21 protein-coding genes are annotated in these 16,348 nt (G+C 70.0%); 8 read left to right on the top strand and 13 right to left on the bottom strand.

The window, feature by feature from the left end; translation table 11 throughout:
- Positions 1–8 precede the first annotated feature (8 nt).
- Complete coding sequence (locus tag BM290_RS23940) at positions 9–752, bottom strand: metallophosphoesterase family protein (protein WP_093617735.1); 744 nt, start codon at positions 750–752, stop codon at positions 9–11.
- 7 nt (positions 753–759) lie between these two features.
- Positions 760–1,026, bottom strand: coding sequence for a hypothetical protein (locus tag BM290_RS23935; protein WP_093617733.1), 267 nt, complete (start codon positions 1,024–1,026; stop codon positions 760–762).
- 185 nt (positions 1,027–1,211) lie between these two features.
- On the opposite strand from BM290_RS23935, the gene BM290_RS23930 reads away from it, so the two are divergent.
- From BM290_RS23930 to BM290_RS23920, 3 genes are all read left to right on the top strand, one after another.
- Positions 1,212–2,189: a GrpB family protein gene (locus tag BM290_RS23930; protein ID WP_203779473.1), complete on the top strand. Its 978-nt coding sequence runs from the start codon at positions 1,212–1,214 to the stop codon at positions 2,187–2,189.
- Positions 2,186–2,941, top strand: coding sequence for a metallophosphoesterase (locus BM290_RS23925; RefSeq protein WP_093618454.1), 756 nt, complete (start codon positions 2,186–2,188; stop codon positions 2,939–2,941). The genes BM290_RS23930 and BM290_RS23925 overlap by 4 nt, the downstream gene beginning before the upstream one ends.
- Before the next feature lie 105 nt (positions 2,942–3,046).
- Positions 3,047–3,349, top strand: a complete 303-nt coding sequence (locus BM290_RS23920) for a hypothetical protein (RefSeq protein ID WP_093617731.1) — start codon at positions 3,047–3,049, stop codon at positions 3,347–3,349.
- Between the two features lie 61 nt (positions 3,350–3,410).
- On the opposite strand, the gene BM290_RS23915 is transcribed toward BM290_RS23920, so the two are convergent.
- Both BM290_RS23915 and BM290_RS23910 read right to left on the bottom strand, forming a co-directional pair.
- A complete protein-coding gene (locus BM290_RS23915; RefSeq protein WP_093617729.1) occupies positions 3,411–5,060 on the bottom strand; it encodes a PQQ-dependent sugar dehydrogenase in 1,650 nt (549 codons plus the stop codon).
- A 14-nt stretch (positions 5,061–5,074) separates the two neighbouring features.
- The gene (locus BM290_RS23910) at positions 5,075–6,106 is read right to left on the bottom strand and encodes an SMP-30/gluconolactonase/LRE family protein (RefSeq protein WP_093617727.1); all 1,032 of its coding nucleotides are present in this window, start codon (positions 6,104–6,106) and stop codon (positions 5,075–5,077) included.
- 926 nt (positions 6,107–7,032) lie between these two features.
- On the opposite strand from BM290_RS23910, the gene BM290_RS23905 reads away from it, so the two are divergent.
- The 4 genes from BM290_RS23905 (at position 7,033) to BM290_RS23895 (ending at position 9,873) form a co-directional block, all read left to right on the top strand.
- Positions 7,033–7,980: a tyrosine-type recombinase/integrase gene (locus BM290_RS23905; protein ID WP_093617725.1), complete on the top strand. Its 948-nt coding sequence runs from the start codon at positions 7,033–7,035 to the stop codon at positions 7,978–7,980.
- Between the two features lie 26 nt (positions 7,981–8,006).
- Positions 8,007–8,156, top strand: a complete 150-nt coding sequence (locus BM290_RS48555) for a hypothetical protein (RefSeq protein WP_177319872.1) — start codon at positions 8,007–8,009, stop codon at positions 8,154–8,156.
- A gap of 177 nt (positions 8,157–8,333) precedes the next feature.
- Complete coding sequence (locus tag BM290_RS23900) at positions 8,334–9,230, top strand: AAC(3) family N-acetyltransferase (RefSeq protein ID WP_239143667.1); 897 nt, start codon at positions 8,334–8,336, stop codon at positions 9,228–9,230.
- Positions 9,231–9,240: 10 nt separating this feature from the next.
- Entirely contained in the window at positions 9,241–9,873 is a 633-nt protein-coding gene (locus BM290_RS23895; protein ID WP_093618452.1) for a class I SAM-dependent DNA methyltransferase, read from the top strand.
- Positions 9,874–9,948: 75 nt separating this feature from the next.
- On the opposite strand, the gene BM290_RS23890 is transcribed toward BM290_RS23895, so the two are convergent.
- Together BM290_RS23890 and BM290_RS23885 are read right to left on the bottom strand one after the other, a co-directional pair.
- Positions 9,949–10,371: an organic hydroperoxide resistance protein gene (locus BM290_RS23890; protein ID WP_093617721.1), complete on the bottom strand. Its 423-nt coding sequence runs from the start codon at positions 10,369–10,371 to the stop codon at positions 9,949–9,951.
- Positions 10,368–10,817: a MarR family winged helix-turn-helix transcriptional regulator gene (locus BM290_RS23885; RefSeq protein ID WP_093617719.1), complete on the bottom strand. Its 450-nt coding sequence runs from the start codon at positions 10,815–10,817 to the stop codon at positions 10,368–10,370. Before BM290_RS23885 ends, BM290_RS23890 begins: the two co-directional genes overlap by 4 nt.
- 79 nt (positions 10,818–10,896) lie before the next feature.
- On the opposite strand from BM290_RS23885, the gene BM290_RS23880 reads away from it, so the two are divergent.
- Positions 10,897–11,403 (top strand): GNAT family N-acetyltransferase, encoded by a 507-nt coding sequence (locus BM290_RS23880; RefSeq protein WP_093617717.1) that lies wholly within the window; start codon positions 10,897–10,899, stop codon positions 11,401–11,403.
- A 4-nt stretch (positions 11,404–11,407) separates the two neighbouring features.
- Here the strand turns inward: BM290_RS23880 and BM290_RS23875 are convergent, their stop codons facing one another.
- The 7 genes from BM290_RS23875 to BM290_RS23845 form a co-directional block, all read right to left on the bottom strand.
- Positions 11,408–12,280, bottom strand: a complete 873-nt coding sequence (locus BM290_RS23875; RefSeq protein ID WP_093617715.1) for a sigma-70 family RNA polymerase sigma factor — start codon at positions 12,278–12,280, stop codon at positions 11,408–11,410.
- 135 nt (positions 12,281–12,415) lie between these two features.
- A complete protein-coding gene (locus BM290_RS23870; protein WP_093617713.1) occupies positions 12,416–13,093 on the bottom strand; it encodes a Clp protease N-terminal domain-containing protein in 678 nt (225 codons plus the stop codon).
- Positions 13,094–13,131: 38 nt separating this feature from the next.
- Positions 13,132–13,485 (bottom strand): DUF6204 family protein, encoded by a 354-nt coding sequence (locus tag BM290_RS23865; RefSeq protein WP_177319871.1) that lies wholly within the window; start codon positions 13,483–13,485, stop codon positions 13,132–13,134.
- A gap of 22 nt (positions 13,486–13,507) precedes the next feature.
- On the bottom strand, positions 13,508–14,329 hold the full coding sequence (locus tag BM290_RS23860; RefSeq protein WP_093617711.1) for a sugar nucleotide-binding protein: 822 nt from the start codon (positions 14,327–14,329) through the stop codon (positions 13,508–13,510).
- On the bottom strand, positions 14,326–15,018 hold the full coding sequence (locus tag BM290_RS23855; protein WP_093617709.1) for a hypothetical protein: 693 nt from the start codon (positions 15,016–15,018) through the stop codon (positions 14,326–14,328). Before BM290_RS23855 ends, BM290_RS23860 begins: the two co-directional genes overlap by 4 nt.
- Entirely contained in the window at positions 15,015–15,881 is an 867-nt protein-coding gene (locus BM290_RS23850) for an ATP-binding cassette domain-containing protein (RefSeq protein WP_093617707.1), read from the bottom strand. Before BM290_RS23850 ends, BM290_RS23855 begins: the two co-directional genes overlap by 4 nt.
- On the bottom strand, positions 15,878–16,246 hold the full coding sequence (locus tag BM290_RS23845) for a GntR family transcriptional regulator (RefSeq protein WP_093617705.1): 369 nt from the start codon (positions 16,244–16,246) through the stop codon (positions 15,878–15,880). Before BM290_RS23845 ends, BM290_RS23850 begins: the two co-directional genes overlap by 4 nt.
- Positions 16,247–16,348 lie beyond the last annotated feature (102 nt).

Below are 16,348 nucleotides of genomic sequence, written 5' to 3'. Positions count from 1 at the left end.
CCGCACCGTCACGACCCCACCCGCCCCGTCCGCAGCGCCGCCGCCACATCCGGTCGCCCGAAGCCCTCCGCCGCCCGAGCCGCCTGCTCCCACGGATACTCCACCGCCCGCAACGACACCTCCCACCGCCCCGACACGTCGTCCACCACCGCGAACCGCGCATGCGGCGACCCCGCCTCCATCCGATGCGGAAACGGCTCGTCGTCCTCGTACGCCGGCCACCCCACACTGCCCGGATTCACCACCAGCGCCCCACCCGGCAACCGCATCGACCCCGGCAGATGCGTGTGCCCACACAACAACAGATCGACGCCGGACACGTCACCCAGCCGCGCCACCACCTCGTCGACCGTCGCCGCCCGCACCCCCGACGGCTCCACCGTGTGCAGCAGGTACTGCAGGTCATCCGACGGCGTACCGTGGAACGCCAGCACCCCGGCCACCGGCGACACCGTCACCGGAAGCGACCGCAACCAGCCAAGATGCCGATCCGACAACACCTGCCGGGCCAGCCGGTCGGCCATCCCGATCCGATCCGCGCCGAACGTCAGCACCTGCCGCTCATGATTGCCCGCCACCGTCACCAGACCCGCCGCGAGCAACCGGTCCGCCGTCTGCGCCGGCTGCACATAACCGGACAACAGATCACCGAGATTGACCGTCAGATCAACCCCCTCGGCGTCGATCGCCGCCAGCACCGCCGTCAACGCCGGCAGATTGCCGTGCACATCCGAGATCACCGCGATACGCATCGCGCCATTACACCGGGAACGCGTTCTGAAACTCCAGCCGCCAGTCCGCCCCCGCGGCCAGAGACTGCAGACAGTCCTCCAGCGACAGGAGCGCCTCCCACGGCGCCACCCCCGACGCCACAGCGATCCGCTCCGTCAGCAGCTGCTCCAGATCCTCGACCCGCTTCGCCTTCCACACCTTGTCGGCCACACTGACCAGCAGATCCTCGACCACGACCTCCGGCGCCGCCCAGGACCCGTGCGTCCCGGCGAACCGCGCCAGCCGCTGCGGCACACCCCGCCACCAGCAACCGCGCCACCTCCGCCGGCAGCACCCGCACCGGCCCACCCGGCCCGGCCATCGCCCGTTCCAGCAAACCCACATCCATAAACCCGCGATGGTACGGCCACCCGCCCACCCGGCACGCCCCGCGAAACCACCGGCCCCGCCCACCGGACACGCCCCGCTATCCTGCCGGCATGACGGGGACCGACGACACCGCCGAACCACTGGCCGACGGCATGAACCTGTCGCTGCGGCTGCGCCGCGACTTCACCGTCACCGACGCCGCCCGCCTGCTCACCGCCGCCCGCCGCACGTACCGCGACCTCAACCCCGACGCCGGCAGCGACACCGCCGACACGATGGTGACCGGCGCCGCCGACGCCCTCTACGTCGTCCTCGAGCACGCCGGCCTGATCGGCGACGCCACCGACGACCGGCTGGCCACCTACCGCGACGACGGCCTCGACCCCGGCGGATGGCGCGCCGAGGTGGTCACCGGCGACCCCTGGCCGCTGGCACCCGGCCCGCTCAGCAACTGCGTCATCCCCGTCGACGACCTCTTCGCCCTTCCCCCGGACCGGAACTCCCGCACGGCCCCCGCCCCGCCACTGATCACCGCGCCCGACACCCGATGGGCCGGCCGTGGCGCCGCCATCGCCCGGCACCTGCGCACCGCCCTCGGACCACTGGCTCTGCGGGTCGACCACATCGGCAGCACGGCAGTGCCCGCCATGGCGGCGAAACCCGTCTACGACATCCAGGTCAGCGTCACCGACCTGGACACCGCCGCCGACGCCTTCGACGGACCCCTCACCGACCTCGGCTTCGTGCGCCTGCCGTACCTGCACGACCACGTCCCCGCCGGACACCCCGACGAACCGCACCGGTGGGCCAAACGCTTCTGGCACCTGCGCGGACCCGACATCACCGAGCCGGTCAACCTGCACTGCCGCACAGCCGGCTCACCCAACGAACGGCTGGCCCTGCTGTTCCGGGACTGGTTGCGGGCACACCCCGAAGCCGTACCGGCGTACGCGGCCTTCAAGCAGAGCCTCGCCGCCGCCGTCTCCCACGACCCGGACCGGTACACCGACGTCAAGGACCCCGTCGTCGACCTCGTCGCCGTCGTGGCCGAGCAGTGGGCCACCACCTCCGGCTGGACGGTGCGATGACACGCATCGTGGTCATCGGCGACGTGGGCGGCTGCGCCGACCACCTCACCCGCGCGCTCGAACCCCTGATCGGCACACCGGACACCGTCGTGATCCAGGTCGGCGACCTGATCGACCGCGGACCCGACTCACCCGGCGTGCTGCGACTGGTGAGCCGACGACTCGCCGCCACCGCACCCCGCTGGATACAGCTGATCGGCAACCACGAGTCGCCCTACCTCGGCGCCGAACCGTTCTGGCCCGAACCCCTCGACGACGCGGACGCGGCACTGCTGCGCCACTGGTGGCTGACCGAACGGCTCCGGGTCGCCGCCGCGATACGTACGGCCGAGGGGGAGGAGTTCCTGCTCACCCACGCCGGACTCACCGTCGCGGCCTGGCGGGAACTGGGGGAGCCGGTGACCGCCTCGACCGCCGCCGACCTGCTCAACACCCGCCCCGAAACGCTGCTGTGGAGCTACGGCGGCCCGCTGTGGGCCGAGCCCGCACAGGTCTACGGATCGTGGCTCGACGAGCGGCTGACGATGCCGTTCTCGCAGGCACACGGGCACTCGGCGGTGGTCGACTACCAGCACCGTTCCTGGGTGTGCGAGGAACGGATCCGGGTCCGGTCCACGGCCGACTGGGACGCCCGACGAACCGTCACCCGGCTGACCGGCGGCTGTTTCGTGGCGGTGGACCCGAAACACGGCCGCATGGGAGCCGACAGCTGGGCACCGTGGGTGCTGGACGACGCCGCAATCATCTCTTAGGAAAGTTTCCGTGATATTTGTCTCCGTCAACGGGACACCACCCATAGATCACCACCGCTACGTTGGCCATGCTGCTCCAACGGGGGGCGCACAAGGAGGCCACACATGCGCAGAATCATCGGCATCACCGCAGCAACCATCGCCGGCATCGGGGCAGTAGCACTCGGCCCCACCGCCGCCCACGCCGCACTCGCCTGCGGCGCACCCAACTACACCGCCAACTGGGTCGGCGTCACCTGCTCCGGCAGCGGCAGCTTCCGCGTCGGCGCCACCTGCCTCATCCTCGGCTCCGGCGGACAGTCCTACTTCCAGTGGGGCACCTGGAAGAACGCACCCACCACCAACTACGCCAACTGCCGCAGCGGCACCGCCCCGCTCCAGGGCTCCGCCAAACTCCAGACCCGCTGACCCCCACGGGCCGTGCCGGCGCAAACCCCACGTCCGCACCGGCACGGCCCACCAGCACCCGTCACAGACCGACGGCCACCTTGAAGATGCGCTCATTGCTGTTGTTGGGCGTACTGTCCTTGTCACCACCGCTACTCGTGGTCAACCACAGATTGCCGTCGATCGTCGGCTCGACCGTACGCAACCGACCGTACGTACCCACAAAATACTGCTGCACGTCAGTCAGCGAGCTGCCACTGATCGACGCACGATACAGACGAGCACCCCGCAAGCAGGCGATGTACAGCACATCACGCACGATCGCGATACCACTGCACGAGGCAGCCGCGACCGGATACGTCCGCACCGGCGCCACCGACCCCGCACAATCACCGACCGTGCCCTCACACGCCGGCCAGCCGTAATTACCACCCTTCACCACGAGATTCGTCTCGTCCATCACGTTGTTGCCGAACTCCTGCTGCCAGAGCCGCCCCTGCGAATCGAACGCCAGCCCCTGCGGATTCCGGTGACCGTAACTCCACACATAACTACCGGCGAACGGATTGTCACCCGGCACCCCACCGTCCGGCCGCAGCCGCAGCACCTTCCCACCCAGACTCGCCAGATCCTGCGCCTGATCCGGATCCTGACCGTCACCCGCCGCGGCATACAACATGCCATCCGGACCGAACCGCAACCGGCCACCGTTGTGGTACTTGTTGCGCGGAATCCCGGTAAGCAACACCTCACGAGTCTCGGTACGCAACGTGCCGTCATAACGGATCCGCACGATCCGGTTGTCCGTCGCGCTGGTGTGATAGATGTACAACCACCGGTCGGACGCGAACTCAGGCGAGACCGCCAGACCCAGCACCCCACCCTCACCATTGGTGCCCTGCACCCCCGGCACAGTGCCGACGCTGCGCTTACCACTACCGTCCGGATTCATCGCGACGATGTCGAACACGTCACGCCGACCGTAGAGCACCGTACCGTCGGAAATCTGCACCAACCCCCACGGCAGATCCCGCTCAGCGGTCACCTGACTGCTGCCACACACCCCACTGGTACAAGCCCCACCGGTGGTGACCGCCGCCGCAGCACTCTGCGCCGACGAATTGCCCTGAGCATCGCGCGCCACAACCGCATACCGGTACGCGGTGTCCGCACGCAACCCACTGTCGATGAACGTCGTCGCCGGCGGGTTCGCCCCCGACCCGCTGACAGTCCCGGCCACCACACCGTCGCGATACACCACATACGCCGTCACCGCCACGTTGTCGGTAGCGGCCGCCCACGACAACGTCACCGTGGTGCCGCTCGCCACCCCGCTCAGCCCGGTGGGCACCGTCGGCGCCTGAGTGTCCGCCTGACAGAACGGCGGGGTGACCGACACCGTCGGACCGGCCTGCGAGACATTACCGGCGGCGTCACGGGCGTTGACATACCAACCCCAACTGGCACCACCGACAGCCGGCAGGGTCGCCTGCGTGCTGCCACCCTGCACCGACCTCACCAACTGCCCGTCGTGATACACGTCGTAACCGGTCACCGCCACATTGTCGGTCGCCGCCGACCAGCGCAGACTCACCGAATCACAGGTGACCGCCGTGACCCGCAACCGGGCCGGCGCACTCGGCGGCGTGGTATCGGCCGCCACCGGCGACACCACAGCCGCCGGGCCGACCATCAGCAGAGGACCAACCAGAGACAGCGCAACAGAGCGCATCGAAAACACCTTCCTCAGTACGGGTAGCCGGGAACGCCGAGCTCGATGCCGTAGACCCCGTAATCGCCGGTCCGACCCGCGGTGATGAACAAGGTGCGCCTACCGGACCCACCGAACGCCACGTTCGTGGCGCCCGCACCGGAGGAGATGGTGCCGAGCTCGACACCGGCGGGGGAGAAGACATGAACACGGCCCTCGCCGTTGGACACCCAGTAGACGTTGCCCGCACAGTCCACGGTCACCCCGTCCGGCGTGGCGATCGACGCGAACACGCTCCGAGCCCCCGTGCTGCCGTCCGGCTGAACGGCGTACGCATAGATCCTGTTCTCGCCGTACGCACCGACGTAGAGCACCCGCCCGTCGGGCGACAGAGCGATGCCGTTGGGCTGGCGCACCGTACCGTCGACAAGAAAAACCTGCCCGTTGACGACCCGGAACACATTGGTCCGGCCGCCCATCTCATCGGCGCGACGCCCCCGCTGGAAATTCGGATCGGTGAAGTAGACGACTCCGTCGCCACGGACCGTGACATCGTTCGGTGAATTGAACGCCCGCCCCTGATACCCGCTCGCCACCACGGTCCGCGCACCGTCGGAGAGCCGGAACGCCGAGACCGTACGGCTGTCGTGGGTCGCGGCGATCACCTGCTGCCCGTCCGGGCTCAACGCCAGCCCGTTGCTTCCCGAAGCACCGACAAACGTCCCCGCCCGGGCCGGCGGCACCAGCCGGTGAATCGTCGACGGCTGCACCTGCTGCGCGCCGGTGGCCGGGCTCATGTCCGAGACCAGCAGCTGCCCGGCGCCGGCGATCCAGACCGGACCTTCGAGAAACGAGAACCCGCCGAGAAGCCGCGTCGCCGCCGGCGCGGTGCCCGGCAGGGGCGGTCCGCCGGGGGTGCCGGTGTCGCACACTCCCGGCGGCGCCCCCGGCGGTGTCCCCGGATCCGCGGCGGCCGGGACGGGCGACACCGCGGCCAGCACGAGACACAGGGCGCCGGCGAGGGCCGCCGACCGGCGAGCAGGCGACCGTATTAAATCGATGGTCATGATTGAACCGTAGACACCGCCGGCGACACTCGCCCGGTTGTCACCACGGAGAGTATTCAGATGACGAAAGGTGCGGATCGCCAAAAACGGTTACGACGCTATCCCGGAGCCGCTCGCGCCACCGACACGAAGCGCCACTATGCCGAGGTGGCCGGGACTCTCGCCCATGGCGACGCGGACCGCGATCCCGAGGGCGTCTCGGCCATGCGGTGGCCCGCCCGCCTTCCGCGGGTGATCGGCAAGACCGTGCGAACCGGCCCACGTCGCGCGCCCGGGTCGGGCAAGGTGATCTTGGTGGCGCTGGTCGCAGCGAGGGGAGTGGAGTTCGTCCGCACCGCCGCACAGGGTGCACAGGGGCGCGACGGTGCGCCGGCGCCTGGTCGGCACCCGGACGTGAGAGGACATGCTCGCGACACTGTCGAAACCGAGCGGGCGACGTGGCGCATGCGCACGAAACTCCCACACAACCGTTCCTGGCGAACTTCCGCGTCGCGCCCGCGGCCTGACAGCCGCCGAACGCCTGATATTTCTCAGGTCGATAATCTATATTATGTCAAGTAGAGCCTGGGAGGGGCTTCCCCCAAGAGTGCGAAGTGTCCTCTCAGGGCGACGGCTCGCGGGCCGAGCGAACCTGGCTGAGCCTTCAGGGGCGTTGGATCGTGCTGAATTGCCTGCCTGGGCGACGGACTGCCGGAGTCGCCGACACGGGCGGCGTGAGGTCTGCACCTGTGTGATGCCGCGGACGGAAGGCCTACCCCGGACAAGGGTCTGCAGGTTGGTGGCGGGTGCCCCTGCCCCGGCGTCGAGGCCTGACGATCCGGTCCGCGACGGCAGGCGAACCGGACTTTGGGTTCATAACAGGCACTCACAGTCATGATCATGCGTGGACCAGGACGAACGTCGCAAAGTCGTGCATAATATGCCTTATGCACGATCTGTCAATCGCTGAGTTGATCGACGAGTTTCTGGCGGCGCGGGCCACTCGTAAACCCTCGGTGCACACGCTTTCGGCGTACCGTCGCGATCTGCATCTCGTGGTGCAGCTTGTCGAGCCCGCCCCGCTAACGGTGAGTGACCTCTCCCCTCGCGTGCTGCGCGGCGCTTTTGCGCGTTTCGCCGCGTCCCGCTCCCCCGCGAGTGTGTCGCGGGCCTGGTCGTCGTGGAATGCGTTCTTCACGTTTCTGGTCACTGAGCAGGTGATTCCGGGGAATCCGATGTCGGCGGTGGACAAGCCGCGGCAGTCGGTGCTGGTGCCGAAGCCGTTGAAGGGTGAGGACACGCCGGAGGTGTTGTTGCGGGCGGTGAGCACGGCGGATGACACGCAGCGTGATCCGTGGCCGGAGCGGGATGTGGTGGTGCTGGCGTTGGCGTTGTGTGCTGGTCTGCGGTTGTCGGAGATGCTGGCGTTGCGGGTCGGTTCGGTGAGTGGCCGGCCCGGTGAGCGGCGGGTCGAGGTGGCGGGCAAGGGTGGGCGGCCGCGGACGGTGCCGATCGAGTCGGGGCTGGATGCGGCGGTGTCGCGGTATCTGGACAGCCGGCGGGTGCGGTTCGGGCGGGTGGGCGCCACTGCTCCCCTGCTGGTGGATCGGCGCGGGGCGGCGTTGCAGCGGGGTGGTTTGCAGTATCTGGTGCGGTCGTGTTATCGGCGGGCGGGTGTCGGGGATCGGGTGCCGCGGGGTGCGCAGTTGCATGCGTTGCGGCATACGTTCGCGACGCGGTTGGCGGAGGACGGGGCGAACGCGTCGGAGATCATGCGGTTGCTGGGGCATGCGTCGTTGGCGACGTCGCAGTCGTACATCGAGGTGACGGCGGAGCAGCAGCGCGCGGCGGTTCAGGCTAATCGGACTAATCGGGTGTTGAGTGAGTTGGGGTGACTTCTGGTCTGCCAGAATCCGGGGGTATGAGTGAGGAGAGGTTCAATCGGCGGTCGCTGTTCGGGCGGGTGCTGCTGGTGGCCGGGGGCGTGGCGACGTTGACGACGTTGACCGGGTGTCCCGGTGGTGACCAGGACGATGACGATGACGACGGTGGCGAGGACGACGACGATTGAGTTCGGACATGGGTACGGATGACGGCCACTCCCCTGCTGCGGGCGTGGCCGTTGTCGTTCTTACCGTCGTTTCGTGACCGCAGCTGAGCCGGTGTGGGTGCCCGAGTCGTGCACCCGGCCCACCGTTGAGCGGCCGTTACGGCTGGCCGAGTTCGGCGGACGGCTTCGGTGCCGGCGGTGCGGGTGTGGGGCAGGCGGGACCGGTGGGGTGGTTATTGGGGCGACACCGGGTGGGGGCGCCGGGATACTTGCGCGGTGATTCAGGAGAGTCCCGCTCAGGATGTGCCGTACACGGTCGGTTCGCTGGTTGTCGATCTGCGGCGGTTGGGGTTGGCGGCCGGTGATGTGGTGCTGGTGCATTCGGCATTGCGGTCGGTGGGGTTCGTGGTGGGGCATGTGCAGTCGGTGGTGCATGCGTTGCTGGAGGTGCTGGGGCCGGCGGGGACGCTGGTGGTGCCGACGCACACGGGGTACAACTCGGATCCGGCGGGGTGGAGCAATCCGCCGGTGCCGCAGTCGTGGTGGCCGGTGATCCGGGACGAGAATCCGGGGTTCGATCGGGTGTTGTCGCCGAGCCGGTGGGTGGGGGTGCTGCCGGAGGTGGTGCGGACGTGGCCGGGGGCGGTGCGCAGTGGTCATCCGCAGGTGTCGTTCGCGGCGGTGGGTGCGCGGGCGGCGGAGATCGTCGCTGGTCATCCGGTGGAGGACGAGTTGGGTGACGGGTCGCCGTTGGGTGCGGTGTACCGGGTGGACGGCAAGGTGCTGCTGATCGGGTGTGGGCACGGCAACAACACGTCGATGCATCTGTCGGAGACGCGTCAGCTGCGGCCGCGGATGGACGTCAACGGTGCGGCGGTGCGTGATCCGGACGGTAGGGCGCGGTGGGTGACGTGGACGGCGCCGGCGAGTGATTCCTCGGATTTCGAGGAGATCGGTGTGGCGTTCGATGCGGTGGGGCCGGTGTCGGTGGGGCTGGTGGGTGCGGCGGTGTCGCGGTTGATGTCGCAGCGGGCGGTGGTGGATTTCGCGACGGCGTGGATGCGGGAGCACCGGTCGCCGGGTGTGTCGGGCTAGGGTGCGGGCCATGCGTGTTCCGGAGTGGCTCGATCAGACGCGGATCTCGTACGACACGGTGGCCGCGAGTTATGCGGATCTGCTGCGCGGCAGGTTGGCCGAGGAGCCGTTCCAGCGCGGGATTCTGGGGTTGTTCGCGGAGTTGGTGCGTGGGCGTGGGCCGGTGGTGGATGTGGGGTGTGGGCCGGGGCGGATCACCGGGTTCCTGCGGGGGCTGGGGGTGGACGTGTTCGGTGTCGATCTGTCGCCGGGGATGGTGGAGCAGGCGCGGCGTGATCATCCGGGGTTGCGGTTCGAGGTGGGGTCGATGACGGCTCTGGAGGTGGCGGACGGGTCGCTGGGTGGGGTGTTGGCGTGGTTTTCGCTGATTCATGTGCCGGATGAGGCGGTGCCGGGGGTGTTGGCGCAGTTTTGCCGGGTGCTGGCGCCGGGTGGGGTGGTGCTGCTGGGGTTTCATGCCGGTGAGGGGGTGCGGCATGTGACGGAGGGGTACGGCGGTCATCCGATGAATGTGCTGGTGCATCGGCGGTCGGCGGCGCGGGTGGCGGGCTGGCTGGTGGAGGCGGGTTTCACGGTGGAGGGTGAGCTGGTGCACCGTCCGGATCCGAAGTCGGAGGGTGTGTTCCTGTTCGCTCATCGGTGAGATGTGCCGGGTGAGGTGTGCCGGTGGAAACGGTGACGGGCCGCGCCGGTGTCGGCGCGGCCCGTCGTGTGTGGGTCAGGCGAGGTTAAGCTGGACCTCGATGTTGCCGCGGGTGGCGTTGGAGTAGGGGCACACCTGGTGGGCGGCGTCGAGGACGGCTTTGGCGGTGGTCTCGTCGAGGCCGGGCAGTTCGGCTTCGATGGTGACGGCGAGGCCGAAGCCGGTGCCGGAGGGCAGCGGGCCGATGCCGACGTCGACGGTGATGGCGGTGTCGGTGAGGGTGATCTTCTGGGCCGAGGCGACGCGTTTGAGGGCGCTGTGGAAGCAGGCGGCGTAGCCGGCGGCGAACAGTTGTTCGGGGTTGGTCAGGGCGCCGCCGGCGCCGCCGAGTTCCTTGGGGACGGCGAGGTCGAGGTCGAGGACGCCGTCGCTGGAGCGGACGTGGCCGTTGCGGCCGTCGCCGGTTGCGGTGGCCGAGGCGGTGTAGAGGGTGCTCATGCGGGGGTTCCTCCGGGAGGGGTCGGTGCTGTGCCGTTGGCGCGGTGCAGCAGGGTGTGCAGTTGGTGGAGTTCGTCGGTGGTCAGGCCGGTGGCGCAGGCGAGGGCGTGGCTGAGGTCGCCGATGTCGGTCTGCAGGCGGGTGCCGGTCGGGGTGGGGTGGATCCAGACGGTGCGTTCGTCGTGGGTGCCGCGTTCGCGGCGGATGTGGCCCTGGGTTTCGAGGCGTTTCAGCAGGGGGCTGAGGGTGCCGGAGTCGAGGCGCAGGGTGCGGCCGAGGTCACGGACCGTGGTGGGGCCGTCGTGCCAGAGGACGCGCATGACGAGGTATTGGGGGTAGGTGAGGCCGTGTGGGTCGAGGTGTGGCCGGTAGAGCGAGGTCATCGCCCGGCTGGCCGCATAGAGCTGGAAGCAGATCATCCGGTCGAGGGCGGTGCTCTCTCGCATGCCCGGAACAGTAGTGCCCAATTCAATTGTGCACAACTGATTGGTGCCGCAGGTCACCACGTTGTGTGATCATGCGGCCATGGCGATCCGCTTCCTGAAGCTCTCCCCCACCGCCCTGGCCGCCCTGCTCGACGGCGACCTCGACGCGGCCGGCAGCGCCGCGGGCCATCCGCTGAGCCCGTTTCTCATCGAGGAGAACTGGCTGTGGGAGATCCGGCTCGACGACATCCGCCGCGACCCGCGGGCCGCGGACTGGATCGCCCGGGCGGCGATAGCCGAACCCGAAGGGGTGGTCGTCGGCCACGGCGGCTTCCACGGCCCACCGGACGCCGACGGGGTGGTCGAGGTCGCGTACACGGTGGCGCCGCAGTACCGGCTGCGTGGCTACGCCCGGCAGATGCTCGAACAGCTGCTGGCCCGCGCCGACGCCGACCCTGAGGTCACCGCGGTACGGGCCAGCATCCGGCCGGACAACATCGGTTCGAAGAAGGTGATCGCCGGCTTCGGGTTCCGCAAGATCGGTGAACAGTGGGATCCCGAGGACGGCCTGGAGGACGTCTACCTGCGCCCCGCCACCGGCGGCTGACGCGTCACGCCGCCGCGGCGAGCCGCTGACCGTGCACGTCGGTCACCGACAGCCGGGTGCTCATCGTGGACCGGGCGGCGATCTGCGCGGCGTAGGCCGCCCGCCGCCGGGCCACGCAGCCGTCCTTGGCCGCCGGCGACTTCTTCTGCTCCATGTGGGTGTTGAGGCCGTCACGCAGCAGCGCCAGCGCCTCGGTGCGCAGCTGCGACACCCGCGACTCGGTCACCCCGAGCGAGGCGGCGACCTCGGCGAGTGGACGCTCCTGCAGGAACGACGCCTCCACCACGAAGCGCAGCCGCTCCGGCAGCACCTCCACCGCGTCGTGCAGATACCCCAGCCGCTCCCGGTGCAGCAGCATCTCCTCCGGGTTCATCGCGGACTCGGTGACCATGTCCTCGGCGGTGCCGGCCGCGAACCCCTGCAGCGACAGCACGGCGGCCCGCTGCACGTCGTCGTCGACGCTGGACAGCTCGCCGACGGCGACACCGAGCAGCTCGGCCAGCTCCTCCGGCGTCGGCGTACGGCCCAGCCGGCGGGTCAGCTCCTCGCGGGCCACGTCGGCGCGCCGGGCCCGGGCCCGCACCGACCTGCTGGCCCAGTCCATGCTGCGCAACTCGTCGAGCAGGGCGCCGCGGACCCGGACGGCCGCGAACCGGCCGAACGGGATGCCGCGTTCAGGGTCGTAGGCTTGCGCCGCCGTCACCAGGGCGGCGTAGCCGGCCGACGCGAGATCGTCACGGTGCACGTGCGGCGGCACCTTGAACAGCATCTCGCGGACCATGTGACCGACCAGCGCCATGTTGTCGCGGATGAGCTCCTCCTGAGCCCGGTCGACAACGGCGGGGCCGGCGGGCTGAGGCTGGACGATAGCGGTCATTGCGATTCCCCCTGTGTCGGCTGACCGGCTGGCAGGGGGAACTTTTCGCGGCTACGGGTGCAACCGGCGGGCACTCTCGGTTGCCGCTTGGTTGCACCGAGAATTTTTCCTCAAGTGCTGCGGGGCGGCCGGCGGCTACTCCTGGGGGCCGGTCAGCACGGTCTGCTCCACCGCCGCCTTGTGCAGATCCAGCGGGCCGCCCTCGGGCTCCTGCTCCTCCAGCAGCGCCAGCAGCACGTGCCCGGTCCCGACCCGCTCGTGGCCCAGCCGCAACGCCTCGCGGAAACTGAGCTCCAGAGCCTTGCGGGCGTGGCTGTCGAACGGGATCAGCGGCGCCGGCTCGGCCTCGCCCGGCGCCGCGGTCATCGCCGTGCGCACCTCGTCGACGGTGCGGCCCTGGGCGAGCACCGCCTGCACGGCCAGGCCGTCGGCCTGATCCAGCAGGCCCAGCACCAGGTGGCCCGGGCTGATCTCGGCGTGGCGCAGCCGGGCGGCGTGCGCCATCGAGGCGACCACCGCGGCGCGCGCGAGGTCGGAGTAACGGGAGAACCCCTGGGAGACGTCCTCCTTGGCGGCGGGGACGAAGCGTTTCTGCGCGGCCTGCTTGCTGACGCCCATGCTGCGGCCGATGTCGGTCCACGAGGCGCCGGAGCGGCGGGCCTGGTCGACGAAGTGACCGACCAGGTGGTCGGCCAGCTCGCCGAGATGCTCGCCGAGCGCGACGGCGCCGGCCACCCGGTCGAGCGGGCTGTCCGGGTGGCCGGCGGTGACGGCGTGGATGAGGTCGTCGAGACGAACGGAAGACTGTGTCATGCCGTCAACTCTAGGTTGACGGCATGCGGATCGTCAACTCAGAGTTGACGCTTGCGGCCGGCCTTGCCCAACGGTACCTCCGACAGATCCACCGTCTGCGAGGTGATGCGCTTGAACCCGTACCCCCGCTCGGTCATCCACGCCGCCGCCTTGGCCTCCGACCTCGCCGTCACCTTCGGCACCTCCCGCTCGTCGTCGACCTGCTCGGCGAAACGGAACGTGAAGAACGGCCGCGCCGCCAGGTCGTAGGTCAGGTGCCCCTGCTCGGTGTACTGCACCGCCAGGATGTCGGCGTGGGCGTCACCGGCGGCCATCAGCTCCGCCTTCTGCTGCTCGGACAGGTTGTCGAAGGACCCGCGCACGGTGACACGGATCGTACGGCTCGTGCTCATCGCGCCAGTATCGTGCGCTCCCTCACCCGGGGCGAACGAATTCCGTCGCCCCGCGCAACCGCGTCGACAGCAGTGCCCGGGCCCGATCGGTGACCAGCCGCAGATCCGGCGGCCGGCTCAAACCCAGCTGCGCCAGGCTCCCCGCCGGGATCGCCGCCGGATCCAGCCCGTCGCGCAACGCCACCAGCACCCCCAGGTCGTACCGGCTGATCGCGTCCGCGCCCGCCACGTTGAGCACCCCGGCGTAGTCACCGGCCGCCAGCTCCAGCAGCGCATCGGCCAGATCGTCGACGTGCACCGGCTTGCGCACCTCGTCGGTGAACAACGCGCCCCGCACCCGCCCGGCCACCAGGTCGTGGGTCAGAACCTCGTGCGCTCCGCGCCCGTCACCCAGGATCAGCGAGGTACGCACGATCGCCGCCCCCGGATCCACCGCCCGCACCGCGGTCTCGGCCGCCGCCTTCGCCGCCCCGTAGGCGTACACCGGATCCGGGGTCGCGTCCTCGTCGTACTCCCCCTGCCGGCCGGAGAACACCGCGTCACTGGAGACGTGCACCAGACGGATCCCCGCGGCGGCGACCGCCACGTGCGCCGCCCCGTCCGCCGTGGCCGGCCAGTCGTCACGGCTGCGCCCGGCCGCCGCGTGCACGATCGCGTCCGGCGCCACCGCGGCGATCACCCGCCGCACGTCGGCCGGGTCCCGGATGTCCAGGCGCACCGTGGCCGTCGCGGCCGGCGCCGACAGATAGGTGCCCACCGCCTCCCAGCCGGCCGCGGCCGCACGGGCCACCACCCGGCGACCCAGCGAACCGGTACCCCCGGTGACGAGCAGACGACCGATCATGCCGAAACCCCGGTGCGCACCGCCACGTCCCGGACGCTCACCCACAGCAGCGTCCACCCCACGACGACCGCCGCCACGGTCACCACCGCCATCGCCGGCGGCCCGGCCACCGCGAACCGCGCGAACGACAGGCTGAAGAAACCCGTAGCCGCACCGCCACACCCCAGCACGGCCGCCGCCGGCAGCAGCGCCAGCACCCCACCGGCCTCCCACCGGTAGAACGCCGTCGCCACGAACGCGCCGGTGATCAGGCAGAACACCAGCATGCACAGGTACGCCACGAAGATCGACGGATAGTCGCCGGCCGCGAACACCCGCTGATCCTGCAGATGCCGCGTCCACCCGGCCAGCCGGTACAGCACCGCCTCGGCCGCATACGCCCCGGTGATCAACGCGGCCAGCACCACCGCCGTCACCAGCTGGAACACCGGATACTGCACGGCGAACTCCCGGCGCGTGCGCCCGTGGGCCACCATCGTGGCCAGCATGCCCGCAGCCCCGTAGCCGTACCCCACCGCCAGCCAGAACAGCACCTGCCCACCGATGTCCACCGCGGACAGGGTGATCGGCGTGAACAGCAGGAACACCGGCGTCACCACCGCCGCCAGCAGGCAACCACCGGCCACGAACAGGGTCAGGAACACCAGATGCTGCGACAGCAGGAAACGCAGGATCGGCCAACGGCTCACGCGGCACCTCCGGTCAGATGGATGAACAGCTCCTGCAACGCCACCGGTCCCAGCTGCAGCTGCAGCGAGCGCGCCAGCGCCCGGCGCCGCTCGTCAAGCGCGCCGAACACGGTGACCTGCTTGGTCGGGCCCAGCCGCCGCTCACCCAGCACCGTCAGCCCCGACACGAAATCGTCGACCAGCCCCGCCGGACCGGTCACCGCGACCCCCTGCGAGCGCAGCTCGTCGGTGTCGGCACGCAGCAGCAGCCGGCCCTCGTGCAGGATCAGCACCTGCTCGAACAACGGACCCTGCTCCTCGATCAGATGCGTCGACAGGATCACCGTGCGCGGCCGGCTCGCGTAGTCGGCCAGCAGCTCGTCGTGGAACACCTGCCGGTTGGCGGCGTCCATCCCCAGGTGCGCCTCGTCGAACATGGTCAGATCGGCCCGCGACGCCAGGCCCACCACGATCCCGAACGCCGAACGCTGCCCCCGCGACAGGGCCCGCAGCGTGCGCCGGCGCGGCAGCGCGAACCGGTCCATCAGCGACGCGGCGTAGCCGGTGTCGAACCCGGGCCGCAGGATCGCCGCCATCGTCAGGATGTCGTGCAACGTGTCGGTGCCGTCACCCAGGCCGCCGTCGTCACGGATCAGGCAGATCCGCGTGGTGACCCGCGCGTTCTCGAACACCGGCGCGCCGTCGACGGTGACCGAGCCCGCCGACGGCCGGCGCAGGCCGGCCAGCGTGGACAGCAGAGTGGTCTTGCCGGCGCCGTTACGGCCCAGCAGACCGTAGATCCGCCCGGCCGGCAGATCCAGATCGAGGGAATGCAGAGCCGCCACGTCGCCGTAGCGGACCTGCAGAGCACTGGTGCTGATCATCGGCTGTCTCCCGGGATGAGCTGCTGTAGGCGGGCCACCACGTCGGCGACCGGGATGCCCAGGGCCCGGACCTCGTCGGCCATCGGCTCGAGCACCTCGGCGAAGAACCGCTCCCGCCGGTCACCGCGGATGCGCTCCCGCGCGCCGGCGTGCACGAACATGCCGACCCCGCGGCGCTTGTAGAGCACCCCCTCGTCGACGAGCTGCGCGAAGGCCTTGGCCGCGGTGGCCGGGTTGATGCGGTAGCAGGCGGCGTACTGATTCGTCGACATCACCTGGTCGTCGGCGCTCAGCACCCCGCGCAGCACGTCGTCCTTGATCTGATCGGCGATCTGCCGGTAGATCGGGCTCCGGTCGTCGAACACTCCCCGACTCCCTCAGTTCGTTACTCAACTAACGAACCATAGAGCATGCGCGCTCCGCAAGCCCCCGGTCACCGTCGTGTTAGCGTCAGCCCGCCTCGCCTC

This window comes from Actinoplanes philippinensis (genome assembly GCF_900113015.1).
Taxonomy (GTDB): Bacteria; Actinomycetota; Actinomycetes; order Mycobacteriales; family Micromonosporaceae; genus Actinoplanes; species Actinoplanes philippinensis.
This window is presented reverse-complemented; position numbering and strand designations above follow the sequence as displayed.

Coding starts and splice junctions, on each gene's coding strand:
- BM290_RS23870 (WP_093617713.1), bottom strand. CDS start 13,093: ATGACACAGTCTTCCGTTCGTCTCGACGACCTCATCCACGCCGTCACC.
- BM290_RS23890 (WP_093617721.1), bottom strand. CDS start 10,371: ATGAGCACCCTCTACACCGCCTCGGCCACCGCAACCGGCGACGGCCGC.
- BM290_RS23915 (WP_093617729.1), bottom strand. CDS start 5,060: ATGCGCTCTGTTGCGCTGTCTCTGGTTGGTCCTCTGCTGATGGTCGGC.
- BM290_RS23910 (WP_093617727.1), bottom strand. CDS start 6,106: ATGACCATCGATTTAATACGGTCGCCTGCTCGCCGGTCGGCGGCCCTC.
- BM290_RS48555 (WP_177319872.1), top strand. CDS start 8,007: ATGAGTGAGGAGAGGTTCAATCGGCGGTCGCTGTTCGGGCGGGTGCTG.
- BM290_RS23940 (WP_093617735.1), bottom strand. CDS start 752: ATGCGTATCGCGGTGATCTCGGATGTGCACGGCAATCTGCCGGCGTTG.
- BM290_RS23920 (WP_093617731.1), top strand. CDS start 3,047: ATGCGCAGAATCATCGGCATCACCGCAGCAACCATCGCCGGCATCGGG.
- BM290_RS23930 (WP_203779473.1), top strand. CDS start 1,212: ATGACGGGGACCGACGACACCGCCGAACCACTGGCCGACGGCATGAAC.
- BM290_RS23880 (WP_093617717.1), top strand. CDS start 10,897: ATGGCGATCCGCTTCCTGAAGCTCTCCCCCACCGCCCTGGCCGCCCTG.
- BM290_RS23885 (WP_093617719.1), bottom strand. CDS start 10,817: ATGCGAGAGAGCACCGCCCTCGACCGGATGATCTGCTTCCAGCTCTAT.
- BM290_RS23925 (WP_093618454.1), top strand. CDS start 2,186: ATGACACGCATCGTGGTCATCGGCGACGTGGGCGGCTGCGCCGACCAC.
- BM290_RS23860 (WP_093617711.1), bottom strand. CDS start 14,329: ATGATCGGTCGTCTGCTCGTCACCGGGGGTACCGGTTCGCTGGGTCGC.
- BM290_RS23875 (WP_093617715.1), bottom strand. CDS start 12,280: ATGACCGCTATCGTCCAGCCTCAGCCCGCCGGCCCCGCCGTTGTCGAC.
- BM290_RS23850 (WP_093617707.1), bottom strand. CDS start 15,881: ATGATCAGCACCAGTGCTCTGCAGGTCCGCTACGGCGACGTGGCGGCT.
- BM290_RS23905 (WP_093617725.1), top strand. CDS start 7,033: ATGCACGATCTGTCAATCGCTGAGTTGATCGACGAGTTTCTGGCGGCG.
- BM290_RS23865 (WP_177319871.1), bottom strand. CDS start 13,485: ATGAGCACGAGCCGTACGATCCGTGTCACCGTGCGCGGGTCCTTCGAC.
- BM290_RS23895 (WP_093618452.1), top strand. CDS start 9,241: ATGCGTGTTCCGGAGTGGCTCGATCAGACGCGGATCTCGTACGACACG.